This is a genomic window from Pedobacter terrae, from assembly GCF_036946585.1.
Taxonomy (GTDB): Bacteria; Bacteroidota; Bacteroidia; order Sphingobacteriales; family Sphingobacteriaceae; genus Pedobacter; species Pedobacter terrae_C.
Window position 1 is genome coordinate 127,271 of sequence record NZ_JAQIIV010000011.1, and the last position, 22,496, is coordinate 149,766.

The 22,496-nt window shown below is 38.0% G+C and carries 20 protein-coding genes and 1 tRNA gene; 12 read left to right on the forward strand and 9 right to left on the reverse strand.

Annotation, left to right across the window (positions count from 1 at the left end):
- From PGN18_RS15300 to PGN18_RS15310, 3 genes are all read left to right on the forward strand, one after another.
- The gene (locus PGN18_RS15300; RefSeq protein ID WP_335320439.1) at positions 1 to 2,034 is read left to right on the forward strand and encodes a hypothetical protein; all 2,034 of its coding nucleotides are present in this window, start codon (positions 1 to 3) and stop codon (positions 2,032 to 2,034) included.
- A gap of 61 nt (positions 2,035 to 2,095) precedes the next feature.
- Entirely contained in the window at positions 2,096 to 3,490 is a 1,395-nt protein-coding gene (locus tag PGN18_RS15305; RefSeq protein ID WP_335320440.1) for a hypothetical protein, read from the forward strand.
- 269 nt (positions 3,491 to 3,759) lie between these two features.
- Entirely contained in the window at positions 3,760 to 5,364 is a 1,605-nt protein-coding gene (locus PGN18_RS15310; protein ID WP_335320441.1) for a Na+/H+ antiporter, read from the forward strand.
- Positions 5,365 to 5,505: 141 nt separating this feature from the next.
- Here the strand turns inward: PGN18_RS15310 and PGN18_RS15315 are convergent, their stop codons facing one another.
- The 4 genes from PGN18_RS15315 to PGN18_RS15330 all read right to left on the reverse strand — a co-directional run bounded on the left by PGN18_RS15315 (position 5,506) and on the right by PGN18_RS15330 (position 8,966).
- Positions 5,506 to 6,927 carry a Glu/Leu/Phe/Val family dehydrogenase gene (locus tag PGN18_RS15315; protein ID WP_335320442.1) on the reverse strand — a complete coding sequence of 474 codons (1,422 nt, stop codon included), beginning with the start codon at positions 6,925 to 6,927 and terminating at the stop codon, positions 5,506 to 5,508.
- A gap of 422 nt (positions 6,928 to 7,349) precedes the next feature.
- Positions 7,350 to 7,568, reverse strand: coding sequence for a CcmD family protein (locus PGN18_RS15320; protein ID WP_335320443.1), 219 nt, complete (start codon positions 7,566 to 7,568; stop codon positions 7,350 to 7,352).
- Between the two features lies 1 nt (position 7,569).
- Positions 7,570 to 8,232 (reverse strand): cytochrome c biogenesis protein CcsA, encoded by a 663-nt coding sequence (gene ccsA / locus PGN18_RS15325; RefSeq protein ID WP_335320444.1) that lies wholly within the window; start codon positions 8,230 to 8,232, stop codon positions 7,570 to 7,572.
- Between the two features lie 68 nt (positions 8,233 to 8,300).
- Complete coding sequence (locus PGN18_RS15330; protein ID WP_335320445.1) at positions 8,301 to 8,966, reverse strand: heme exporter protein CcmB; 666 nt, start codon at positions 8,964 to 8,966, stop codon at positions 8,301 to 8,303.
- 466 nt (positions 8,967 to 9,432) lie between these two features.
- On the opposite strand from PGN18_RS15330, the gene PGN18_RS15335 reads away from it, so the two are divergent.
- From PGN18_RS15335 to PGN18_RS15360, 6 genes are all read left to right on the forward strand, one after another.
- Positions 9,433 to 10,041, forward strand: a complete 609-nt coding sequence (locus PGN18_RS15335) for a hypothetical protein (protein ID WP_335320446.1) — start codon at positions 9,433 to 9,435, stop codon at positions 10,039 to 10,041.
- Positions 10,042 to 10,194: 153 nt separating this feature from the next.
- Complete coding sequence (locus PGN18_RS15340; RefSeq protein ID WP_335320448.1) at positions 10,195 to 11,544, forward strand: M28 family metallopeptidase; 1,350 nt, start codon at positions 10,195 to 10,197, stop codon at positions 11,542 to 11,544.
- A gap of 46 nt (positions 11,545 to 11,590) precedes the next feature.
- Positions 11,591 to 12,064: a TspO/MBR family protein gene (locus PGN18_RS15345; RefSeq protein ID WP_335320449.1), complete on the forward strand. Its 474-nt coding sequence runs from the start codon at positions 11,591 to 11,593 to the stop codon at positions 12,062 to 12,064.
- A 50-nt stretch (positions 12,065 to 12,114) separates the two neighbouring features.
- Positions 12,115 to 14,412 (forward strand): patatin-like phospholipase family protein, encoded by a 2,298-nt coding sequence (locus tag PGN18_RS15350; RefSeq protein ID WP_335320450.1) that lies wholly within the window; start codon positions 12,115 to 12,117, stop codon positions 14,410 to 14,412.
- Complete coding sequence (locus PGN18_RS15355) at positions 14,409 to 14,939, forward strand: hypothetical protein (protein ID WP_335320451.1); 531 nt, start codon at positions 14,409 to 14,411, stop codon at positions 14,937 to 14,939. Before PGN18_RS15350 ends, PGN18_RS15355 begins: the two co-directional genes overlap by 4 nt.
- A 317-nt stretch (positions 14,940 to 15,256) precedes the next feature.
- Positions 15,257 to 15,823 (forward strand): 2'-5' RNA ligase family protein, encoded by a 567-nt coding sequence (locus PGN18_RS15360; RefSeq protein WP_335320452.1) that lies wholly within the window; start codon positions 15,257 to 15,259, stop codon positions 15,821 to 15,823.
- Here the strand turns inward: PGN18_RS15360 and tamL are convergent, their stop codons facing one another.
- Entirely contained in the window at positions 15,824 to 18,253 is a 2,430-nt protein-coding gene (tamL, locus tag PGN18_RS15365) for a translocation and assembly module lipoprotein TamL (protein WP_442955365.1), read from the reverse strand.
- On the opposite strand from tamL, the gene PGN18_RS15370 reads away from it, so the two are divergent.
- The 3 genes from PGN18_RS15370 (at position 18,238) to PGN18_RS15380 (ending at position 19,332) form a co-directional block, all read left to right on the forward strand.
- On the forward strand, positions 18,238 to 18,984 hold the full coding sequence (locus tag PGN18_RS15370; RefSeq protein WP_335320454.1) for a TrmH family RNA methyltransferase: 747 nt from the start codon (positions 18,238 to 18,240) through the stop codon (positions 18,982 to 18,984). The genes tamL and PGN18_RS15370 overlap by 16 nt on opposite strands.
- Before the next feature lie 69 nt (positions 18,985 to 19,053).
- A tRNA-Cys gene (locus tag PGN18_RS15375) sits at positions 19,054 to 19,127 on the forward strand.
- A 34-nt stretch (positions 19,128 to 19,161) separates the two neighbouring features.
- Positions 19,162 to 19,332, forward strand: a complete 171-nt coding sequence (locus tag PGN18_RS15380; protein ID WP_029275070.1) for a hypothetical protein — start codon at positions 19,162 to 19,164, stop codon at positions 19,330 to 19,332.
- Positions 19,333 to 19,693: 361 nt separating this feature from the next.
- Here the strand turns inward: PGN18_RS15380 and PGN18_RS15385 are convergent, their stop codons facing one another.
- From PGN18_RS15385 to PGN18_RS15400, 4 genes are all read right to left on the reverse strand, one after another.
- Complete coding sequence (locus tag PGN18_RS15385) at positions 19,694 to 20,722, reverse strand: quinone-dependent dihydroorotate dehydrogenase (protein ID WP_335320456.1); 1,029 nt, start codon at positions 20,720 to 20,722, stop codon at positions 19,694 to 19,696.
- Between the two features lie 239 nt (positions 20,723 to 20,961).
- Positions 20,962 to 21,612, reverse strand: coding sequence for an NAD(P)-dependent oxidoreductase (locus tag PGN18_RS15390; protein WP_335320457.1), 651 nt, complete (start codon positions 21,610 to 21,612; stop codon positions 20,962 to 20,964).
- 72 nt (positions 21,613 to 21,684) lie between these two features.
- Positions 21,685 to 22,098, reverse strand: a complete 414-nt coding sequence (locus PGN18_RS15395) for an Rrf2 family transcriptional regulator (protein ID WP_335320458.1) — start codon at positions 22,096 to 22,098, stop codon at positions 21,685 to 21,687.
- 200 nt (positions 22,099 to 22,298) lie between these two features.
- Positions 22,299 to 22,481: a hypothetical protein gene (locus PGN18_RS15400; protein WP_335320460.1), complete on the reverse strand. Its 183-nt coding sequence runs from the start codon at positions 22,479 to 22,481 to the stop codon at positions 22,299 to 22,301.
- Between the last annotated feature and the right edge of the window lie 15 nt (positions 22,482 to 22,496).

The following is a 22,496-nucleotide window of genomic DNA, read 5'->3' on the forward strand; positions in this document are numbered from 1 at the left end:
ATGAAAAAAATTCTATTCTCCTTCTCCCTCCTGCTACTTTTTAATTTGACCAAAGCACAGGATTTGGTCAAAAAAATACCTTCAGACGCTTTTACCGTTGCGACCATTAAGGGCGATAATATTTTTAAGCTCATGTTCATTAAAGATTTTAACGAATCTTTTCTTGGTAAGAAACTATTGACTGAAACTTCAAAATCACTTGATAAAAACTTTAACAGCATAGAAGATTTTGGAATTAACGTAGAGCAAAACATGTATTACTTTAACAAGTTAAGCGATAGTATTACCTACAACTGTTTCCTGATTCCGATAAAAGATGCTAATAAATTTGAGAGCCTGATTGAAAATAAAGAGAAAAAGTTTACGCAACAGGGCGATATCCGCACCATGATTATGCCAGATAGTACGAGCATCATTAAATGGAACAACAACATGCTATATTTTGTAACAGGGAGCATTAACAGTTCTTTTTTTTCCGATTCTACTAAATCTGCCCGTTATGGGATAAAAGAAATCAGGTTTCAGAATAATTATGATGATGTAGCCATTGCAGATAGTAGCGCTGTCGTGTCAGATACCGTCTACACCACTACGGCCGAACCAATGGTAGAGGTGGTTGCCCCCCCAATTATTAAAAAAGCAAAAGTTCAGAAAAAAGCGTCTCTTAGCAAAACATCAAAAAAAAGAAGCATAAAGAAAAAAACAGGGAAGAAAAAAGCTGTCAAATCAAAGAAAGTAACGTGGACTCAGAACGTCGATTTTGAAATGGAAGCAGATCCCAGCGAAGAAGTTATTGATTCTACTGCAACTGCCAAAGCTAATATTGATGCACAATTTGATACCTACCAGCAAGAACGCGCAGAACAGGATGCCAAGAAAAAAAGGCTGGCATTGGTTTGGATGACCGCTCAAGCCGATCAAATTTTTAATGGGAATTATAAGTCTATAGAAAATAATAAATCATACGCGGAGAGTTTAGACACCAAAGCTATTGCGGAACTATGGGTTTCAAGCCTTCAGGATGCCTATAACACAATTTCGCCAGGTTTTGGCACGTATGGAAAAGCAGGCCTAATGAAAGGTTATGGCAGCTTAAATGCAAAACTTTTTATGGATAAAAAAAGCTTCCGCATCTCCACACGCCTAGAATTATCACAGGAACAAGCAGATTCCTACAAAAAAATCCTGGACAGAAAGTTAAACAAAAAGTTTTTGAAATATGTGAACAGCGAAAAAACATTAGGTTTCATGAGCTATGCTATTGATACCAAAGCTTACCTGGAAGAATTGCCCAAATTATTAAAACAAACTTATGGTTCTTTTATGGGGGCGAGAATGGATGAAGAAATGGACCTGGGTGCTGAACTGATTTCTCTTTTGTTAGACGAGGAAGCCGTAAGCAAGGTAATTAAGGGCGACGCCTTATTTGTGATTAATGGGTTAAAAACAAAAGAGGTTACTTATACCGCTTATGAGTATGATGACGATTACAAACAGAAAGAAGTAACAAAAACAAAAAATGAAACGTTACCCGATTTCCTTTTCATGTTCTCATCTGATGATACCAGATTGATCAATAAATTGATTAAATATGGTATAAACAAAAACTTTGTAAGTGCCGAGGGTACCATTTATAAAATAATGGAGAAGAAAAGTCCCGTTGATATTTATTTACAGATAAAAGATGGTATCGTGTTTTTTGGTAGTTCGTTAACTGAAATGCAGGGCATTCAAAACAATCAATACAGCAGTTATAAATTAAGTAAAATGCACAAGCAACTATTGAGCAAAAACAATTTTAGCTTTTTATTTAACGCCCAAAACCTGGTAGGCAAAGTACCTGCCTCTGAAATTGGTGGCGAGGAAACTGCTAAAAAATTCAACAGTACTTTAGAAAAAATGGGTAATGTATACATGAAATCTAACCCAATTAAAGGTAATGTGGTATCGGCGGATATCAGTGCAGAAATTCCAAACGGACATGAAAATGCATTGAAATATTTGTTCTCGCTAATTGAAAATGCAGCCAAGTAGTTCAATTTTCAGTTAACAATTTACAATTGGCAGTTAACCGATTTCAACAATTAATCTTATTATGGTGAAATTTCTAAAAATAACAGCAGCGATAGTCATATTGCTGCTTCTTTTTTATTTTGTTTTTTTTAAATACAGGCAAATCCAGGCCAACAAAATATTAATTCCTGCTACTACCCAAACTTTGTTCAAAATAAATGTGGATGAACTATACAAAACCTTGGCCGTAAGTTATCTCAAACATCCCAGTCAATATGCCGGAACAGACAAAAATAGTATCAGGGAAAAGATAGCCGATTTAAATTCAGGTTTAAGAATACCGGCAAACATTTATATATACGCCTTAAAAGGAACGGCTAAAAATACGCTTTTTACCCGTTTAGAGATAGCCGATACATCGGCATTTAACCATTTTATCCTGAAAAAGCTTGCATTACTAAAAAAGGATGCCCATTTTTTTGAATCTGCAGACTCAACATTTGGCCTGCTGGTGAACAAAAAAACCGTAAGCATTGCATTTAACATGGCAAAGGAGCCAATAAGACATATACTGGAAGAGATACATGATCAAAATAACATGGTTAAAATTAGCGATAGCAAGTTCGCACAAATGGCCAGCCTTTCCGATCACCTCTCTTTTCAAGATGCAGAAAATTTAAGCAAGATCAATTTTACAGATGGAAAAATTGATTTTAGCAGTGAATTTGAGAATAAATGGATAGAACCTGCTGCTGAACCCAGGCACCGGATGCTAAATCCTGAAAGTACATTGAGTTTTTGGTTAAACGGAAAAATTAAATCGGATTTGACTGAAAAAAATCATACGATGAGTCTTTCTCTGCTTTCAAAAGATAGTTTTTTCAGGTTTTATCAGGATTATGTGGATTTTGAATGGACAAAAACCGTTACGCAGGTAGATACCATTGTAGGCTATGAATACAATGATGACTTTGAGCAGGTGGAGAAAAAAATACTTCGGGACCGTAAAATTCCCTCGATTACGATAAATCTGAATTCCGATGATAAAGCAGTAAGCAATTATCTTAAATCGCTTGGCGCATTAGATCAATCTACCGGTAAGATTAGCAGCGCGATGATTCCTTTATACCAGTTTTATTTTAGAGGCAGCAATGGTAATGTTCAGTTAAGTACGATTAAAAGTGCTAAACCAGATGTGAAAAGGGCATCATCTGACGACTTTTTTTATTTTAAAGTTGATTTTAAAAAACTGATTAATCAAACATCAATACCCTTGATTGCAGACAAATTGGGTACTTTTAGTCAATTGGAGATTAAAGCAAAAAGTATAGGTAAAAACAAGATTAAACTGGAATCGGAACTTTTATTTTTAAACAAGGATGCTAACGCCCTCATGCAAGTTTTAAAAGTTTTTCAAAATGGCTTCAAAAGTGCGCTGGATCTTAATTTATCTGTTGACATTCCGGTAAGCAAATAAAATATTTCCCTTGGAGACAGGTTGATTTAAAAAACAGGTTAAGCCCCCTATGCAATAGGGAAATTAAAAACAGACCTTTGTACCTAAACCTGATGGGACGGATGCCAATTCCTTCAATTGGCAGGAGGTACAGCAGGACTAACCCACTGCTATGAACACAGGCCTCTCCTTTCCAAAATAAAACAGAAATATGCCCTATTCTGTTTGTTCGTTATTTTCTTAATTAAACGTTGGTATATTCGTAAGTTAATAATCTAAAAACATCTTAAATGCTTCACGATAATTTGATTCTTATTTTGGTTTTACTTTTAGGTGTAACCTTATTAGTGATGATTGGCCAAAAGATAAAAATCTCCTATCCTATCTTTTTGGTATTGGCCGGTTTACTTATTGGCTTTATTCCAGGTATTCCACATATCAAAATTGACCCGGATATTGTTTTCTTACTTTTTTTACCACCCTTACTTTATGAAGCGGCCTGGTTTACCTCCTGGAAAGATTTTTGGGAGTATAAAGGTGCCATATTTTTAATGGCCGTGGGTTTAGTTTTCATTACTTCAATGGCTGTTGCTTATGCATCTGTAGCATTTATACCTGGTTTTACCCTCGCTCTCGGCTTTTTATTGGGCGGTATTGTTTCACCGCCTGATGCCGTTGCCGCAGCAGCAGTATTAAAAGGTATGAAGATTCCGAAAGTGGTAAGCGCTTTACTGGAAGGAGAAAGTTTGGTAAATGATGCTTCCAGTTTAATTGTATTTAAATTTGCATTAGCTACTATACTTAGCGGCACATTTGTAATGCAGGATGCCGCAGTAAGCTTCGTGACTGTTGCGGGCCTGGGAATTTTAATTGGTCTTGCCATTGGCGGCATATTTTATGTTATTCACCGCTGGTTACCTACAACCGATAATATTGATACGGTACTTACCTTACTTACACCATACTTTATGTACATTATTGCCGAGCATTTCGAAGCATCTGGCGTAATGGCAGTCGTATCCGGAGGTTTGTTACTCTCCAGTCAATCGCATATCATCTTAACCTCAAATTCCAGGATAAAAACGGTTAATGTATGGTCGTCGTTAATATTTATGCTCAATGGTGTCGTATTTATATTAATCGGCCTGGCGCTACCCGATATTGTAAATGGCTTAGGTCCTGATTATCCAATAACCAAAGCCATCGGTTATGGAGTTGGGATCAGTATACTGGCGCTTGTTGTTCGCATGGTATGGTTGGTTTCAACTGCTCAGATTACACTACTCTTCAATAAAAAAACACGCATACGTTATCGGGATATGACATGGCATTCTTATGTGGTGATCATTTACGCGGGAATGAGAGGCGTGGTATCTTTAGCCGCGGCACTTTCCATTCCGGTAATGATTTCTGATTCGGTGGCTTTTCCTTTAAGAAACCTGATTCTGTTCATCACTTTCGTGGTCATTTTCATTACATTGGTTTTGCAGGGACTTACCCTTCCGCTGGTAATTAAATGGCTTAAAATTCCCGAGCCTAAAAGCAAATTAACAGAACAGGAGCAAACTAATCAGATTAAACTAAAATTGATTGATCTTTCTTTGGATAAACTAAATGCTGACTATCAGCACCAATGCACGCACAATGAGTTAATGGTTAATTTGAAAGCAGAACTACACCATTCTTTAAAAGAAAAAAGGGATAATATCCACGCTTATAAAAGAGGCGAAATTGACAAAGAGGACTTAAAAGCTTATCAGGAAATCGTGCTGACTTTAATTCAACTCCAGCGGGACGAGTTACATCATTTAAAGCGGAACAAAAAATATGATGATGAAGTGATCAGAAAAGAAGAATGGAGGCTGGATTTAGAAGAGTTGAGTATTACATCTTAAGGCCGGTTTAAAAGCCAAATAAATAGAAAACATCTGGTTGTTAAAGAACAGTAAGCAAAACTGGCAAGTAACAAAAATCCCTGCAAATGTTAAATCTGCAGGGATTTTAGCTTTAAGCTTTAGTCTTTCGGCTTTGCGCCCTTATGGCCAAACACCTAAATTCATATAAGAAACCGCAATTTTATCAATTGAATTAACAAAAGCAGCAGTTCTTAACGTTTGTGTACCTGGTTTGGTCATTAAAGTTTCGCGGATTTCGTGGTACGAATGAATCATGGTATCTTCTAAACCAGAGTTAACCAGCTCCATCTCAGATGCGCCTTTCACAATCATTAAACGGTGCTCCGGAAGGATCGTTTTACCGGTCAGGTTTTCTAAAGTATTGATCAGATTTGCATTCGAGTTAGCCGCATAACGGTTTTCCATGCGACCGAAAGCCACGTGCGAAAGATTTTTCAACCACTCAAAATAAGAAACCGTAACACCACCAGCATTGCAATACATATCCGGAATGATAATACCACCCATTTCAGTAAAAATGGCTTCAGCTTCCGGCGTAGTTGGTCCGTTGGCACCTTCAGCAATAATTTTTGCTTTGATATTGCGGATATTAAGTTCTGTAAACTGGTTTTCTAAAGCTGCCGGAACAATGATATCACAATCTTGCTCTAAACCTTCCATTGAATTTTTAAAGCTGGTAGCACCAGGGAAATCTAAAATAGAACCTGTGTTTTTACGGTGTGCAAAAACCTCATCAACGTTTAATCCGTTAGGATTGTAAATAGCACCTTCAAACTCGCATAGACCAACAATGGTTGCTCCAAATTCGGCTAAGAATTTAGCAGAGTGATAACCTACGTTACCTAAACCCTGAACAATTACTCTTTTATCACCTAAACCAGCCTTAAAGCCTAGCTTAGCCATATCTTCTGCAACTTCTACACACTCACGTACAGCGTAAGCCACGCCACGGCCTGTAGCCTCTTTACGTCCGCGGATACCGTGTAAAGCAATCGGCTTACCGGTAACGCAACCTAATGCATCAAGCTGACCCGGGTTCATGGTCATATAAGTATCGGCAATCCAGCTCATTTCGCGTTCACCAGATCCGTAGTCAGGCGCAGGAACATCTATACCGGGACCGATAAAGTTTTTCTTAATTAATTCTGTAGTATAACGGCGGGTAATGGTTTCCAATTCCGCAACACTGTACTGTTTAGTGTTAATTTTGATACCACCTTTTGCGCCACCAAACGGAACGTTAACAATGGCACATTTGTAAGTCATTAAGGCAGCAAGTGCCATCACTTCATCTTCGTTTACCATTTCGCTGTAGCGGATACCGCCTTTTGTAGGACTCATGTGGTGAGAGTGTTCCACGCGCCAGGCATCAATTACTTCAAAACCATTTCCACGGCGGATGGGGAACTGGAAACGATATACACTATTACATGTTTTAATCTGGTTCAATAAACCTTCGGGATGATTGGTAAATTGAGCCGCACTGTCAAAGTTCTTACAAACATCTGCAAAGAACTTGTTCTCGTCTGCTAGATTAGCCATTATTTATTTTTTATATTGAATAAGTTTTCGGTGCAAAATTGCCTAAAAAAAATGCACATATCCAAATGCAAAAATACTTAGTGTACAGCTAACACTACGTTCCGGAGCTCATATAAAAGAGTTTATACCGATCATGCAAATCCGTCCAAAAACAATATTTAAACAGGTTTAAACCAGGATATCGCGATTCGTTAGCGGGGATAAAACGACTAATTTGATAGGCTATATTACGCTATATCTGACTGAAAAAAAATTATAAAAAAAATATCCACACGGCTATTTTATTACGATGTTGATCAATTGATAGCTCAAAACATCACCACAATTACGAATATCATAATTTTGCAACATAAAAAAGGAGATCAATATTATTTGATCCCCTCTAAAAAATTATTCTGGCTTTCGTAATCACGAGCCTTTACTTATTTGCTGATGTGGTTTTCTTTTTCGATTTTCTTTAATCTTTTATCGATCGAGAAAAGATATGCGAGTAAGCCTACGAGGATAATTACGATGCAGATGACCACGACGTAAATTTTTCCATTGCTACGAAGATTATCGGCCATTTCTACGCCATTATCCTGTGCGAATAACTGTAGTGTAGCCATCATTAATATCAGGGAGAAAAATATCTTCTTCATTTTAGTTATGTTGTTGTTTATTCTCAATAGTACGTATTCTGAAACGAATGGTGTACACCCAGTAACCAATTAAGATCCAGCCTAAACATGCAGGGTAAAATACCATGCGCATGCGACTGTCTAAGTCGTAACTGTTAAAACCAGGGTTACCACCATTGCCTGGATGTAATGAATCTTTTAAACGGGGTAAAACAAAAAGCAGTACCACCATCATTGGGAAGGCAAAAATATTGTAAATGGCAGAAATCTTCGCTCTTTTTTGTTCTTCGTCAATTGCATTCCGGAGAATCAAATATGCAAAATAAAGCAAGATTGAAATGGCCGCAAAATTCTGTTTAGGATCGAAACTCCAGAACTGTCCCCAGGTAAATTTTGCCCAAATGGCACCAGTAATTAGACCTAGAATGCCAAAAACAATGCCGGCATTAACACTTTCAACGGCTTTAATATCATCGATTTCACTTTTGGTACTCAATGATTTTATGCTGTAAAAAACAGAGATCGAAAACAGTACAATCATGGCAAACCACATGGGTACATGGAAATAAAGATTTCTGATCGTTTCGTTCAATATTGGCAAATGAGGTACACCAAGCAATAAACCCGCTATTGCAGTATAAATTACCAAAACCGAACCTAAGATTTTCCACCAAGTTTTATTCATGCGTATATTTAATTTTGAATGTTAACTCCATTACCCGTTTTCCATTTTCCATCTTCCATCATCCGTGTTTAATCCCTCCAAAGGTAAGGAAATAACAACAAAGACGTGGCCACTACAAGTACATTCACCACCAGCAACATGGTTATTTCATCGTAACTATTTTCCCAGGGCAAACCATCGACTGCATTTTTAGCCAGTTTAATCAATAAAATCAGTACCGGAATGATGATCGGAAAGCTTAAGATCGCCATTAACATTCCCCCATTACCCGCCTTACTCGCAATAGCCGACACCATAGTAAATACGGTAGAAAAACTGATGCTCCCCAATACCACAGCTACGTAGTACAACAATAAATCCGGCGGGGTAAAGGAATCGAAAACCAAAGTATAAAAACCTAAAGCAATTGTGGTAAGCACCAACATCAGCAGCATATTATATACCGTTTTAGAAATCAAAACCGCAGCCGGACTTGCCAAAACGTAACTATACAGCTGCTGACCTTTAGTTTCCTGTAAAAAACTTTTCGATACGCCATTAATGGAGGCAAAAAGCATGATGATCCAAAACAACGCATTCCAGGTTAATTTATCGCCCAGGCTAACAAAAGAGAGGTAACAGGTAAAAATGGTAGAAACAACATAGAGCAATACGCCGTTAATGGTATATTTGGAACGCCACTCTAACAATACTTCTTTGTGAATTAAATATTTAACCTCTTTGGCCAATTGCATAACCGCAAAGATACTTTTATTGCCAAATATTGCGTGCTTAAATTGTTGTATTGTTGTAATTTTGTTTGAATGACTCAGCCACCCATACTGCCTTCAGAAAGTCTTAACTGTTATTCATACCCTAGATATCAATCAGGGTTAACAACAGCCTTTTTTTAATGGCATAATCCCTATTGGCACCTTTACATTTTTCGCCTTGTCAATCAGTTTTTAAAGCTGAAGTAACCTCTTGTTAATTGTAAACCTTAAAAATTGCATCCGACGTGAAGTCATTTAAACGAAGTGTAAATGGCAAAGTTTAAAATCATGAACAAAATGAATGAAATAAACATTTATCAAAATCCGATAGGCTTTATGCCACGTATATAGGCCAGTTTGATTCTTGTGCCCCACCCTGTTTGAATGCAATCAGATCGTATTGTGCAACACTATCGACTAAGATTATCCTTATATCAATACAAATAAAATGAACAAAATTAAAACAATTGCAATTTTTACTATTGCCATCCTTTCTGTATTTACGACTAAAGCACAGACTTTTAAAGAGCCGCTTGGCTACAAACTTAAGAATGGCATGAACATTATTATTTCTGAAAATAGTAAATCCTCAAAGGCTTATTCTAGCTTCACTTTGGATGCTAACGCATTCAATAACAAAAAAGATGGCATAGTTGAGCTATTAAATGCCTTATTAAATGAAAATGTGAGCAAAAACGCCAACATCAGTTTCAAAGATAATAGTGGCAAGATGTCCACATTAAATACCGATCTGGAGAAGGACCTGGTGCAAATGGCCTCAATAATTCAAAATCCAGGTTTCGATCAACGAATTTTTGATGTAGCAAAGGCTAAATTAATGACGAGTATCAAAAATCAGGATTACGATTATGACCAGACCGTAACTGAAAATTCGATCAGCGCCCTGACCCTGGTTGATGTGCAAAACTTTTACAGCCAGATTTCTCCAGAAAAAACATTTTTGACCATTGCAGGTAATGTTGATTTAAATACAGCAAAAGCTTCCGTAAAAAAAGCGTTTGGCAACTGGAACCGTTCACAAGAACTCACAAAGTAATATTAAAATTAGGCTTAAGCCCTTTGATTCATTTCAAAGGGCTTTTTTATGCTTTAATTGTTACATGACTTTGAGCTATAACCGTTCATATTCCAGTAATCATTTAATATCTTCGTTTTAAATAGAGCCACCATTTCCTAAAAAAGCCTTCAAATGAAAAAAGCGTATATCCTACTCACTTTTACTGCCATTAGTTTAACACTTAACGCCCAGGTTGTAATTAACAGAAATCAGGATATCGATAAAATGGTTAAGGCCGTAAATCCCGATTCATTAAAATCGTACATCAGTAAAATGGTTTCTTTCGGAACAAGAAATACACTTAGCGATATTAAAAGTAACACAAAGGGAATTGGAGCGGCCAGAAATTGGGTTGTCAATAAGTTTAATCAATTTGCAAAGCACAGCGATGGCAGACTTACGGCATACCTGGATACCATTACATTTAAACCTGATGGAAAAAGGGTAGACAAGCCTACACTTTTAGGAAATGCAGTAGCCATATTAAAAGGCACGGATACAAATGACAAACGGGTTTATGTGGTGAGCGGGCATCTGGATAGCCGCGTTACCGACGTAATGAACAGAACCAGTGATGCACCCGGTGCCAACGATGATGGTAGTGGCGTTGCAGGCGTAATAGAAGCTGCACGAATTATGAGTCAGTATAAATTCCCTGCAACCATCGTATTTGTGGCCGTAAGTGGCGAAGAACAATCTCTACTGGGCTCCGGTTTTATGGCCGCAAAAGCAAAAAAAGAAAACTGGAATGTGGATGCCATGCTGAACAACGATATGATTGGCAGCAATAACAGTAGCGAAACACAAATTATTGATAATACCAGGCTGCGTGTATTTAGTGAGGGTTTGCCCAGCTTTGACCTGGATAAAAATTCGAAGAGTATCCGCCAGTTTGGTTTAGAAAACGATGGTAAAAGCCGTCAGTTAGCCCGCTATGTTAAAGAAATAGGCGAGCGGTATGTAGATCAGCTGGAAGTTAAACTCATTTACAGAAACGACAGGTTTCTGCGTGGCGGAGACCATACCCCATTTGTAGAAAATGGCTTTACAGCCGTACGCATCACCGAAATGAACGAGAACTTTGATCACCAGCACCAAGACCTAAGAATAGAAAATGGTGTGCGGTATGGCGACCTGCAGGAATTTATGGATTTTGAATATTTACGCAAAAACACTGGTGTGAATATTTCGGTTCTGGCCAATCTGGCCAAAGCGCCTTCCAGCCCAACCGAAGTAAAAGTTGATGTTAAAAACCTTAGCAATTCTACTCTTTTATACTGGAAAGCTCCGCTTAATGGTACCATAAAGGGTTACTATGTATTAATGCGCGAAACCAGCAGTCCTGTTTGGGAAAAGAAATTTTTCACTTCAGCTACCGAATTAAGATTGCCCTACAGTAAAGACAATTATTTATTTGCTGTTCAGAGTATCGGAAATGATGGAAACGAAAGTTTACCTGTAGTACCAGGCATTGGCAGATAATTAAAAACATTTTGGGTTTGTCTTTGTTTAAACTCAAATTTTAGGCATGAAATTCAAACCGCTGGCTTTTATCATCAATATTGCCGTCACATTGGGTGTTGGTGCTTTAGGAGGATGGGCAACGGCCCAATCGGTTAAAACCTGGTATCCAACATTAAATAAACCATCTTTTAATCCACCAAATTGGCTTTTTGCTCCGGTTTGGACAACACTTTATGTACTGATCGGCATTGCTGCTTATCTGGTTTGGATAAGACGAGATAAAATTATTCATTTTCCGCGCACAGTTGCCATTTACCTGATCCAGCTGATTTTAAATCTCGCCTGGTCTTTCATATTCTTTTATCTGCATGAAATAGGTTTTGCCCTGGCAGAAATCATTTTCCTATTGCTGATTATCGTGATTAATGCCTTCACTTTTTACAAAATCAATAATTGGGCAGGACTCCTCTTTATCCCATACATCATGTGGGTAAGTTTTGCTACATTTTTAACTTATAACATTTTCATATTGAACTGATTTTAAAAGAAAAACACTTATTTTTAGGGGTGGTAACTTTTAAAAGATATTTGCTGATCCTGTTCGTTCTGTGCTGTAGCCAATTGCAGGCGCAAAAGGTAGGTCTTGTATTTAGTGGTGGCGGTGCAAAAGGATTGTCGCACATTGGCACGCTAAAGGCTCTGGAAGAAAATCACATCCCTATTGATTACATTACCGGCACATCAATGGGTGGCATTGTTGGCGCCATGTATGCCGCAGGTTATAGTCCAAAACAGATTGAGGAAATAGCGATCAGCAGCGATTTTCAGAACTGGGTAAACGGACGTTATACGAGCGACTACACCTACTATTTCCAGAAAAATGCGCCTAATGCCTCGATGCTTACCGCAAAAGTGGCTATTGATACCGGTTTCCATTTTAGTTTCCGTTCTAACCTGATTAATGATATCCCATTAAATTTTGCTTTTCTTGAGCTTTTCTCGCAGGCTTCAGCCGTTTCCAAAGATAATTTTGATAACCTGTTCGTTCCCTATCGCTGTATGGTGGCTGATGTGCTTTCGCAAAAAAGCATCACCGTAAGCAAGGGAAGTTTGGCTGAGGCCGTAAGGGCCACTATGACGGTACCTATTATCTACCGACCGATCAAATTAGATGGCAAGTACGTTTTTGACGGTGGGCTTTACAATAATTTCCCAGCCGATGTAATGGAAAGAGATTTTAAGCCCGATTATATGATTGGCGCCAATGTCTCTTCCAAAACCTACAACGAATATCCTAAAAATATCGACGATCGTTTAATGAACCGCTTTCTGGTATACATGTTTCTGTCTAAATCAGATTCTACCATGATCGGTAAAAACGGCGTTTACATCCAGCCCGATTTAGCTACCTATAGCGTTACCAATTTCGCTCCGGTAGAAGAATTAATCAGAAAAGGATATGATGCCACCATGGCTGATATGCCAAGGATTAAAGCGTTGATCAGCAGAAGGGTGAGTGATGAAGAACTGGCGCAGAAAAGGGAAAAATTTAATTCGAAAAAACCAGATCTCAAATTCAGCAACATCATTGTAACCGGAGTAAACAGTCAACAGAAAAAGTATGTAGAAAGGCTTTTCAAAAGCGATAAAACCACATTTAACCTGCAAGATGTTAAACGCGGGTATTACAAACTCGTTGCCGATCAGACTTTCGAAACGGTATATCCTAAAATTTCTTATCAGGCGGCAACAGACAGTTACACTTTTGAGGTAGTGGCACAGCCGAAAAAGAGCTTTAAGCTCGAATTAGGTGGCAATATTTCAACCCGGCCCATCAGTAATGTTTTTCTGGGTGCACAGTACAACTACCTCAACCGCAAATCGTACACATTCGGAACCAGCTTTTACTCCGGTCGTTTTTATGAATCGGTACAGGTAAATGGCCGGGTAGATTACCCAACCAGACTGCCTTTGTTTCTGGCTGCAGAATTAACCTATAATCACTGGAACTTCTATAACACCAGCCAGATCTTTATCGAAAATCCACGCCCTATTTATATTGAGCAATCAGACAGGAAGATCGATCTCATGATGGGAATGCCCCTAAATTACAATACCAAAATTGTGCTCCATGCAAACTTTATCAATAATAACGACCGTTATAGTCCAAATAATACCTTTGCAGTAGGCGATTTGTTAGATCAAACGATATTCAATGGCTTCAGGGGCTCGCTAAACCTGGAAAAAAATTCGCTGAACAGAAAACAATATGCCACCAATGGCCAAAGCTTTTCGTTAAGTTTTAATTACACCACCGGTCGCGAAAATTACAATCCCGGTAACATTTTCCGTAATACCTCTGGTTTTGTGACAGTTCCAAGTAGTAGCCAGCTACACCATTGGGCCAGCATTAAGCTTACACAGGAGAACTATTTTTTACACCTTAAAAAATACACGCTGGGCTATATTGTAGAAGGTGTAATTTCGAACCAGCCTTTGTTCAGCAACTATTATGCAACACTATTAACCGCCCCGGCCTTTTATCCGCTGCAGGATAGCCGCTCACTATTTCTGGATAAGTTTAGGGCAACGACATATGCAGCAGGCGGAATAAAAAACATTTATAATGTTAAAAAAAATCTTGACATTAGATTAGAGGGTTATTTATTTTTACCGCATAAAGAATTTGAGCTGAATAATTTCCAGGATATCAGTTATGCGAAGGCCATTACAAAATTACGTTATGCAGGTACAGCCGGTCTGGTTTATCACTCCCCTTTGGGCCCGGTTAGCCTAAGTTATAATTTATATAATGATGCGATTAAAAGAAATGGTGTATTATTGCATATCGGTTATTTAATTTACAATAAACGTTCTATCGAATGAAACAAATCGTACTCATGCTATCACTGTGTTTAACTGGTCTTTTCAGCTTTGCACAAAACGCGTCAATCAATAATTTTCTGGTAAAAGAGAATCTGCTTAAAAATAGCAAACTGGCCATTATAGCAGCCGATTCGCTTAACAACCCTAACGAAAATATAAACGGGACCTATACTTTTAGTGTGAGTGGTTTTACACAGGTACTAAAATTTAACGATGGTATAGCTGTACTGCCCTTACCAATCGATAAATCTACTTTCGTTTATATCAAACATCAAAACGATGCGGGGACACATAGTAAACTCGTATATGTTTATAAAAAAGATACTGATTTAAGTCCTTACACCATCAATAGTTTATGGTTATTTATCATTCCTATTGCACTTATTATCATTGCATTTGCTTTTCGCAAACTCATCATTTTTGTGGTAATTGTATTTTTAGTGTTCGTCTATTTTAACCACAGTAACGGGCTTAACCTCGCTACCTTTTTCGAAAGTATATTCGATGGGTTAAAGAATCTGATTTGATGTCTGGAGAGAACAATTGCATAAACGGTCGTGATCCTGAATTTATTTTCCTTGGTATCTGAGTTTATTGAACCTAAGTCTGTTGCGCTATCGAATTTCTCCGTGCTCATACATGTATTAGTGGCAAAAATATAAAGGGGTTATTTTTGTGGTGTCTGATATCATCTGACACAAAACCAATAAATTAGCCAGAAAAAAGTTTATTTAAAATAAGATGGTCCGTGAGGACATTAACCATGGCTTAGATTAGTTAAAGCTGTAATTACCGCTTCATAAAACCATTTTATATTTACTAATATTTTTAGTAAATTTGTTTTATGGAAAATCTATTTTTAGTGTGTTTAATTCCACCAGCTTCTATCGCGGAAGATATAGACGAAATCAGAGCTTACATTTCAAATAAATTTAATGTACATGAATCATTAAAGCGTCCGGCACACATTACTTTATATCCTCCGGTAAAAATTTCAGGATATAATGCAGAAAAAAATTTTTTTAAAGCTTTGTCAGATGTCACTTTCCATCAGCCCTTTACACAGGTGCTCAGAAATTTCAATTCTTTCCCGGAACATACCTTTTACCTCGATGTAGAGCAAAATGAAGGAATAATGCTTCTGGAGAAACAAATAAGTACAGCATTACAACCTTTCAAACTGATCGAGAAAAAAGAAAAATTCAATCCACATTTAACCCTGGCCTTTAGAGATATAAGACCTATATTTAGGCAGATTTGTTTAGAATTTAAAGATCGTAAATTTAAACGTGAATTTTTAGTTTCATCTTTCTCAGTTTATAAACACGTGGATAAAAGATGGAAACCCTTTAGAGAATTTCCTTTTAAAAATCCTGATACAAAACCCAAAGTGTTAAGCCTTTTCGATTAATTAAAAAGGCATTCCAATACCAAAGTTGTATTGTATGAAGCGATAGGTATCAGGTCCGTGTGTGGCGTTATAACTATTTTTAAAATCTCTTGCCCCGGATAAAAACTTACTAATCACCCATTGATCTGATCCTGCGAACTGCGGATCTTTAAGCTTTAAACCCACATCAAACCTAAATACAAAATATTGCACATCATACCTTAGTCCCACACCTGTTCCAACAGCTAGTTGTTGTGCCAATTTACTTAGTCTAAAAATGGTTTGTTCATCAAGCGTAGGACTAGAAACGAGAATTGATTCACCTCTTCGCAGGTTCCATACATTACCGATATCCACAAATGCCGCACCTTTTAATGTTGCGCCCAAAAACTTCTTGGCCACGGTAAAACGGTATTCAAAATTGGTTTCAATCCGCATGGTCCCTAGCTGGTCAAGCCCAAAAAATGCCCTCCTGAGCGTATCACTCCTTAAAAGACCTCTATCATAGTTACCAGGCCCGATGGTTCTTGCCTGCCAGGCTCTTATCCCGCTTGATCCACCAGCAAAAAACTGCTTTTCAAAAGGTATACCTGTTAATATTGAATTTCCATAAGCATAAGCTACACCAGCGTTCAAACGGGCAATAAACTGTCGTTCACCGCCTAAATGTTTGTACCATCTTAAGTCAACCTCAGGACGCGTATACTGATTAAATGGCAAACCCAATATTCTTGCAGGGTTGTTATTGGCAGGATCTCCTTTTTTGCCGATTAATGCCGATATCCCCTGCAGCATATTACCCGCAATATCCATTCCGGCCCGTAAATAAACAAAAGAGCGGTATTCATTTAATTTATTTGCATTTAAGGTGTAGGTATATTTCATCCCAAGCGTTAAATCTTTACGACCTAACAAGGTGGAGTAATAAAGGTTGTTCAATACGGTTTGCGCATCAACGTTGGGGTCTAAATAGCCAAAACGGTATTCAAAATTTAGAGGTGTAAAAGAATGTAATTTAGATTTGGTTTCAAACCAATCATAAGTAATGGAGTTGATAAAGATCCTTCTAACCGATACATCTTTTTGAAGCGCATAAATATAGCTTGATGCAAAAGTAGTGTGCGGCATACCGTTGCCACCCAAAACCGGATTGTAAAAAGGAATCAGCAACCTTGGTACGGTAATACTCGAACTGATTGAAAAATCACGCTGATAAATATCGCTAAAGGGCTTGGCGCCATTACCAATTCTTGATTGCAAACCACCTTTTACTTGAAGTTCAAAACGTTCGGCCCCTCTAAAAATATTGTTATTGGTATACGTATTTCCGATCGTAAACCCTACCGTACCACCATTAAAAGGCACCTCACCTTCTACCCGGTTACTCATCACCTTTTGTGGAATCAGCTGGATTACCGTATTTATTTTATTTGAAGTACTGTCCCTCCTATAATAGTCAATCTTTACATTTTTAAAAATGTTGAGTTCATATAATCGATCATAGGTGAGGTTTTCATTCCGGATATCATAAAGATCGCCCTGTTTCAGAAAATCATATCTTACTATCGGATTTCTGCGGTAACGCTTGGAAAAATCAGTGAATATGATGCCATTAATCGTGTCTTTATTAAGCTTATATCGTACCGAATCTGGAAAACCATCCGGATTAGGCGCAATAATCATATGGGTATAACCAATATTGAACTGCTTATGCTCACCATTTTCAGGATTGGTTACATTCAGGTTTAAATCAATTTTATTGGTTTTAGAGGTGGATTCAGCACCGTAAACGTCGAAATTAACGTAGGGTCTTAAAAAATAGAAATACCCATTTTCTTTCATGATTCGATAAATCTGCTCCCTTTCGTACGTTAAAGAATCTTCATCGTACTGCATTCCCCTATGTAAATGAGTTATTGCAGCTTTATTTGATTCGTAAAGGTTTTTAATGTTGGCATTGGGTATAGAATCAGAAATTTTATCGATGATATAAGCAGGTCCTGGTTTTGCCGTAAAGACAATTTCCGCCTTTTTCTCTGCAACATTTATGGCCGCTTTTACTTCGGCCCTGCGGTAGCCCTTGCTTTTTAAAAACTTCTGTATCTGTGTTCTCGAAATTTCGACCAACGTGCTATCTAAAATGGCTGGTGGCGTACCGAAAGGTTTTATATCACTGGTTTTGTATCGGCCATCTTTGGTATTGAAGAAATTATATATCGGCACATTGATGCTCAGCTTCGATGCAGGTCTGATGTCTTTCTGAACATAATTATAAGCCTGTTCTTCAAATTTAGCATCAACACTATCAATAGTTACCTTTTTCACTATCGATTGATAGTCTGCAATGTACTTAGTTGAGGAGCAGGCCTGAATTAAAACAATAATAAATAGTAATATTGCAGTGCTTTTCAGTTTAATATTTATTGAGTTTTGGTATGCTTTCAAAATCACAGATTAGTTTTATAAAATCGTTACATCAAAAAAAATATCGTAAAGAACATGGTTTGTTTATTGTTGAAGGTATAAAATCCATACAAGAATTTTTTCAATCAAGCTACCAGATCCACACTATATTTTATAACAGCGAGCAATATCATTTGTTACCCAAATTACCTGCAAATATAAACTTATTTGAAGTAAAGAATGCCGAATTAGAGAAGATTAGTACGCTGCAAACACCACAAGGCTTTTTAGCGCTTGTTCATATCCCCAAAAGCAGCGCATTGACACTAAAAGAATTAAAAAATCAATTTACGCTGGTATTAGATGGCGTTCAGGATCCGGGTAATATGGGGACTATTATCCGTACGGCAGACTGGTTCGGTTTTAAACACATCATCTGTTCTCCCGACTGTGTGGAAATATACAACCCAAAAACGGTACAGGCCACCATGGGCTCTCTGTCGCGGATAAATATTCAGGAAGCCGATTTACCGGCATTGCTCGCGAAAAATACCATACCCGTATTTGGTGCACTATTAGATGGCGAGTCGATTTACAAAACACAATGGGGAACCGAAGGATTGGTGATTTTAGGTAACGAAGGAAAGGGAATATCGGCAGAGGTGATCAAAAAGATAGATAAGCCGGTTACCATTCCGAGAGTTGGGCAAGCCGAATCGTTAAATGTAGCCGTAAGTGCGGCAATCTTTTGTGCTGAATTAGTGCGAGTTCGCAATTAAATTAGATATTTATTGAAATAATGTTTGCGCGCTAACTAATAATTGCTATTTTTGCAGCCTTGAATTTAAGGTCGAGTGGCCGAGTGGCTAGGCAGAGGTCTGCAAAACCTTCTACAGCGGTTCGAATCCGCTCTCGACCTCCATTTGTACAAATAAAATAATTAAAAGGTTATTACCATGGCAGTTACCAGATTAAAAAGAAAAGACAGAAGAAATAAAAATACAGCTCACCAAGAGGTAGCATTTTTAAAAAGAGCAACTAACATCGAGTTAGGTAGCCGCTCTGCCCAACCTAAAAACGATCAATTAGCTAAAAACAATGCTGTTTTAGCTGCTTTGGCAAAATAGTTTTTAGAAATTTTTCTTAAAGATTTTAAAGCATCCTTCTGATCAAAGGATGCTTTTTTGTTTTCAACTAATCAAGGTCTTCGACAAGCTCAGACTGACAAAGCGCGTAATTAGGACATTGCATTAGAAGTAGGATTCTAAAATGAATATCATAATAACGGCCTTAAATAGATTCCTTGATGAGTTACAATGATTGTTTTCAATCAACTGGTCGTCATTGCGAGGAGGAACGACGAAGCAATCTTTCCTGCCAGAAACTATTACTTTTAAGATTGCCAGCCTATTGCCGACAGGCTTCGTCGGCTGAAAAAAGCCTTCTCGCAATGACGATCCTGTGGGGAGAGACAAAGCCGAATTGCAACTAAACCAGCGCTTTACAGATACTTTTAATTAATCCTGGCCCTTCGTAAATAAAACCAGTATATAACTGAATCAGACTGGCGCCTGCATCCAGTTTCTCTTGAGCATCTTTGGCTGAATGTATACCCCCGACCCCAATAATCGGGAAAGATTTATTTGATTTTTCTGAAAGATAACGGATTACTTCAGTTGAGCGTTCTTTAACTGGCTTTCCGCTTAATCCACCAGTTTCGGCTTTTAAATGCTGTTCTGTAGCCAGGTTTTCTCTACTGATGGTGGTATTGGTGGCGATAATGCCTGCTATTTTCGTTTCCGCAACAATTTCGATGATATCATCTAGTTGCGCATCCGTTAAATCAGGTGCAATTTTTAATAAAATCGGACGTGAAATGTCATTTTTGCGGTTGCGCTCCTGTAGGGTGTTGAGAATTCTCTTTAACGGTTCCTTTTCTTGCAATTCGCGTAGGCCTGGCGTATTGGGTGAGCTTACATTTACCACGAAATAATCTACTACATCAAAAAGACGATCAAAACATTTAATATAATCGCTTACCGCATCTTCATTTGGAGTAGCTTTATTTTTACCAATATTTCCACCTACAACAATATCAGGATGTTTATCTTTTAGCAAGCGCAAGCGTTCTGCCATCACATCTACCCCCTTATTGTTAAAACCCATACGGTTAATCAACGCTTCATCATTAGGCAGGCGGAACATCCTTGGTTTATCATTTCCAGGTTGCGGCATGGGTGTAACCGTACCCACCTCAATAAAGCCAAAGCCCAAATTACTGAGTGGCTCTACATATTCCCCGTTTTTATCAAAACCAGCAGCCAAACCAACAGGATTTCTAAATTTTATGCCAAAAACCTCGCGTTCCAAACCTTTAATATGTACATCAAAGCTGCTACGAATTATGGTTTTGCCTAGTGGAAAGTTATCATTAAACCATTTTAACCGCTTGACTACAAAATAATGAACATTTTCCGGGTCAAATTTGAAGAATATTGGTTTAATAAGGCGATACATGCCACGAAGATAAGAACTTATAGGTAAATATGGAAGATGTAAAATGGAAAAGGGAAGATGGGAACCCTACGGTTTATAAAATCTGGTGATGGCTCAATCAGCCGAATGATGATACACTAATCTACCAGATAATAACCAGGTAGCAACAGAATACGAGCCATCCAGTATCTCTCACCCAACATCTTCCCTTTTACATCCTGCCCTTACCTCCTCCGTCTTACATCTTCCCTCTTACCTTTCTAGTACGCCGCCGTAAACTGCTCCTGGTGATGTGCATTGTTTTCCAGTTCATCGGCAATTACGATCGCTAAATCTTCTACTGATAAAATTGAACGACCTTCTTCATTAAAAACCGGGCTGGTTTTACCTAAACGATATTTACCGGTACGGCCAATGGTAATGCCTGGATGCATCTCAATTGCCGGACTAAAAAACAACCAGTCTAATTCTTTTTCCTGTTTCAGCATGTTAAAATAATCCCTTACAGCCGTTGCGCCCGGTTTGATTTCGGCAGGAAAATCCGGTCCATCTACAATCTGTTGACCATCAATCTGCAGTGTACCTGCTCCACCTATAAATATGTAACGTTTAACACCGGATGCTTTTACTGCTGCCTGAATAGCGTTTGCACCTGCTAAAGTATCATTGTATAAATTTGGGTTGGTCCACCCTGCATTAAAAGCACTTACTACGGCGTCAGCGCCTGCTAAAACTGCTGCTAATTTTTCAGTATCCAAAACATCTACAGCTACCTTACTTACTTTTTCATCGTTACTTTCAATCTTCTCGGTATTGCGCGCAATGGCAATCACGTCATTTCCGCGGCTTACCAGTTCGTTTAAAATCGCTTTGCCTACAAATCCGGAGGCGCCTATTAATGCTACTTTCATGTGATTTAATTTTTAGTTTATGTATCTATTTTAAATTGTAATGTTTTTTATTACAGTTATATTCAAAAAAAATTATTCAAACTTAGCGGCAAAATCTGCCAATGTCTGTTTGGATAAATTTACGATCAGCGCTTGCTCGGCAGCACTATATAGGGTATCTAAATGTTGATTGATCTGCCTACCGATCGGACATTTAGGATTCGGTTCATTTTTATGCTGCCCCAACAACATATTATCGCTTTTAACCGACTGATAGACTTCGCCCAGGTTAATATCTTTGGCATTTTTTGCCAGAAATGAGCCTCCCCCCTTCCCCTCTTTACTCTCCACAAAACCATGTTTACGTAGATTTATGATTTCCTTTCGCACTAAAACAGGGTTGACATTGATGCTTCCGGCCAGGTAAGCCGAACTCACTACAGTACCTTTTGCCTCATTTAATAAGGTTAAAATATGTAAGGCAATCGGAAACCTGCTCGTGCTCATTCTGTAATTATTTTTATTACAGTACAAAGGTAAGAAGGTTTTATAGATATCAAAATTTATTTATAATAAATGAGTTTATGCCGGTAGGTAAAGAAATTTACCGAGCTACCACTGACGTTATCTTGTAATTTATTAATAGGTTATTTGATAAATTATGCATTTCCACTTAGCAAGGCCTTCGCACTGTATCTCCGTTGAACTTAAATCCGGCCTAACAAATTTTTGGGCTCCACTAACCAAGCCCTATAACTGACTTTAAAAGAAAAATTTTCAGCCGGCATTTTTTGTTTCTTTTTGATGCCAAAAAGAAAGAGCCCTTCGGCGGCGGCAAGACCGAGGCAAGGTGGTGCTGCGTGCCATAAGAAATCAGATAAGTCATCCATACTAATTTTTATAAA

Bases quoted from the DNA above. Each gene is read 5' to 3' on its own strand.
- PGN18_RS15395 (WP_335320458.1), bottom strand. From the start codon at position 22,098: ATGAGCACGAGCAGGTTTCCGATTGCCTTACATATTTTAACCTTATTA.
- PGN18_RS15345 (WP_335320449.1), top strand. From the start codon at position 11,591: ATGAAATTCAAACCGCTGGCTTTTATCATCAATATTGCCGTCACATTG.
- PGN18_RS15390 (WP_335320457.1), bottom strand. From the start codon at position 21,612: ATGAAAGTAGCATTAATAGGCGCCTCCGGATTTGTAGGCAAAGCGATT.
- PGN18_RS15380 (WP_029275070.1), top strand. From the start codon at position 19,162: ATGGCAGTTACCAGATTAAAAAGAAAAGACAGAAGAAATAAAAATACA.
- ccsA (WP_335320444.1), bottom strand. From the start codon at position 8,232: ATGAATAAAACTTGGTGGAAAATCTTAGGTTCGGTTTTGGTAATTTAT.
- PGN18_RS15340 (WP_335320448.1), top strand. From the start codon at position 10,195: ATGAAAAAAGCGTATATCCTACTCACTTTTACTGCCATTAGTTTAACA.
- PGN18_RS15370 (WP_335320454.1), top strand. From the start codon at position 18,238: ATGCTTTCAAAATCACAGATTAGTTTTATAAAATCGTTACATCAAAAA.
- PGN18_RS15315 (WP_335320442.1), bottom strand. From the start codon at position 6,927: ATGGCTAATCTAGCAGACGAGAACAAGTTCTTTGCAGATGTTTGTAAG.
- PGN18_RS15330 (WP_335320445.1), bottom strand. From the start codon at position 8,966: ATGCAATTGGCCAAAGAGGTTAAATATTTAATTCACAAAGAAGTATTG.
- PGN18_RS15400 (WP_335320460.1), bottom strand. From the start codon at position 22,481: ATGGATGACTTATCTGATTTCTTATGGCACGCAGCACCACCTTGCCTC.
- PGN18_RS15360 (WP_335320452.1), top strand. From the start codon at position 15,257: ATGGAAAATCTATTTTTAGTGTGTTTAATTCCACCAGCTTCTATCGCG.
- PGN18_RS15300 (WP_335320439.1), top strand. From the start codon at position 1: ATGAAAAAAATTCTATTCTCCTTCTCCCTCCTGCTACTTTTTAATTTG.
- PGN18_RS15320 (WP_335320443.1), bottom strand. From the start codon at position 7,568: ATGAAGAAGATATTTTTCTCCCTGATATTAATGATGGCTACACTACAG.
- PGN18_RS15385 (WP_335320456.1), bottom strand. From the start codon at position 20,722: ATGTATCGCCTTATTAAACCAATATTCTTCAAATTTGACCCGGAAAAT.
- PGN18_RS15355 (WP_335320451.1), top strand. From the start codon at position 14,409: ATGAAACAAATCGTACTCATGCTATCACTGTGTTTAACTGGTCTTTTC.
- PGN18_RS15310 (WP_335320441.1), top strand. From the start codon at position 3,760: ATGCTTCACGATAATTTGATTCTTATTTTGGTTTTACTTTTAGGTGTA.
- PGN18_RS15335 (WP_335320446.1), top strand. From the start codon at position 9,433: ATGAACAAAATTAAAACAATTGCAATTTTTACTATTGCCATCCTTTCT.
- PGN18_RS15305 (WP_335320440.1), top strand. From the start codon at position 2,096: ATGGTGAAATTTCTAAAAATAACAGCAGCGATAGTCATATTGCTGCTT.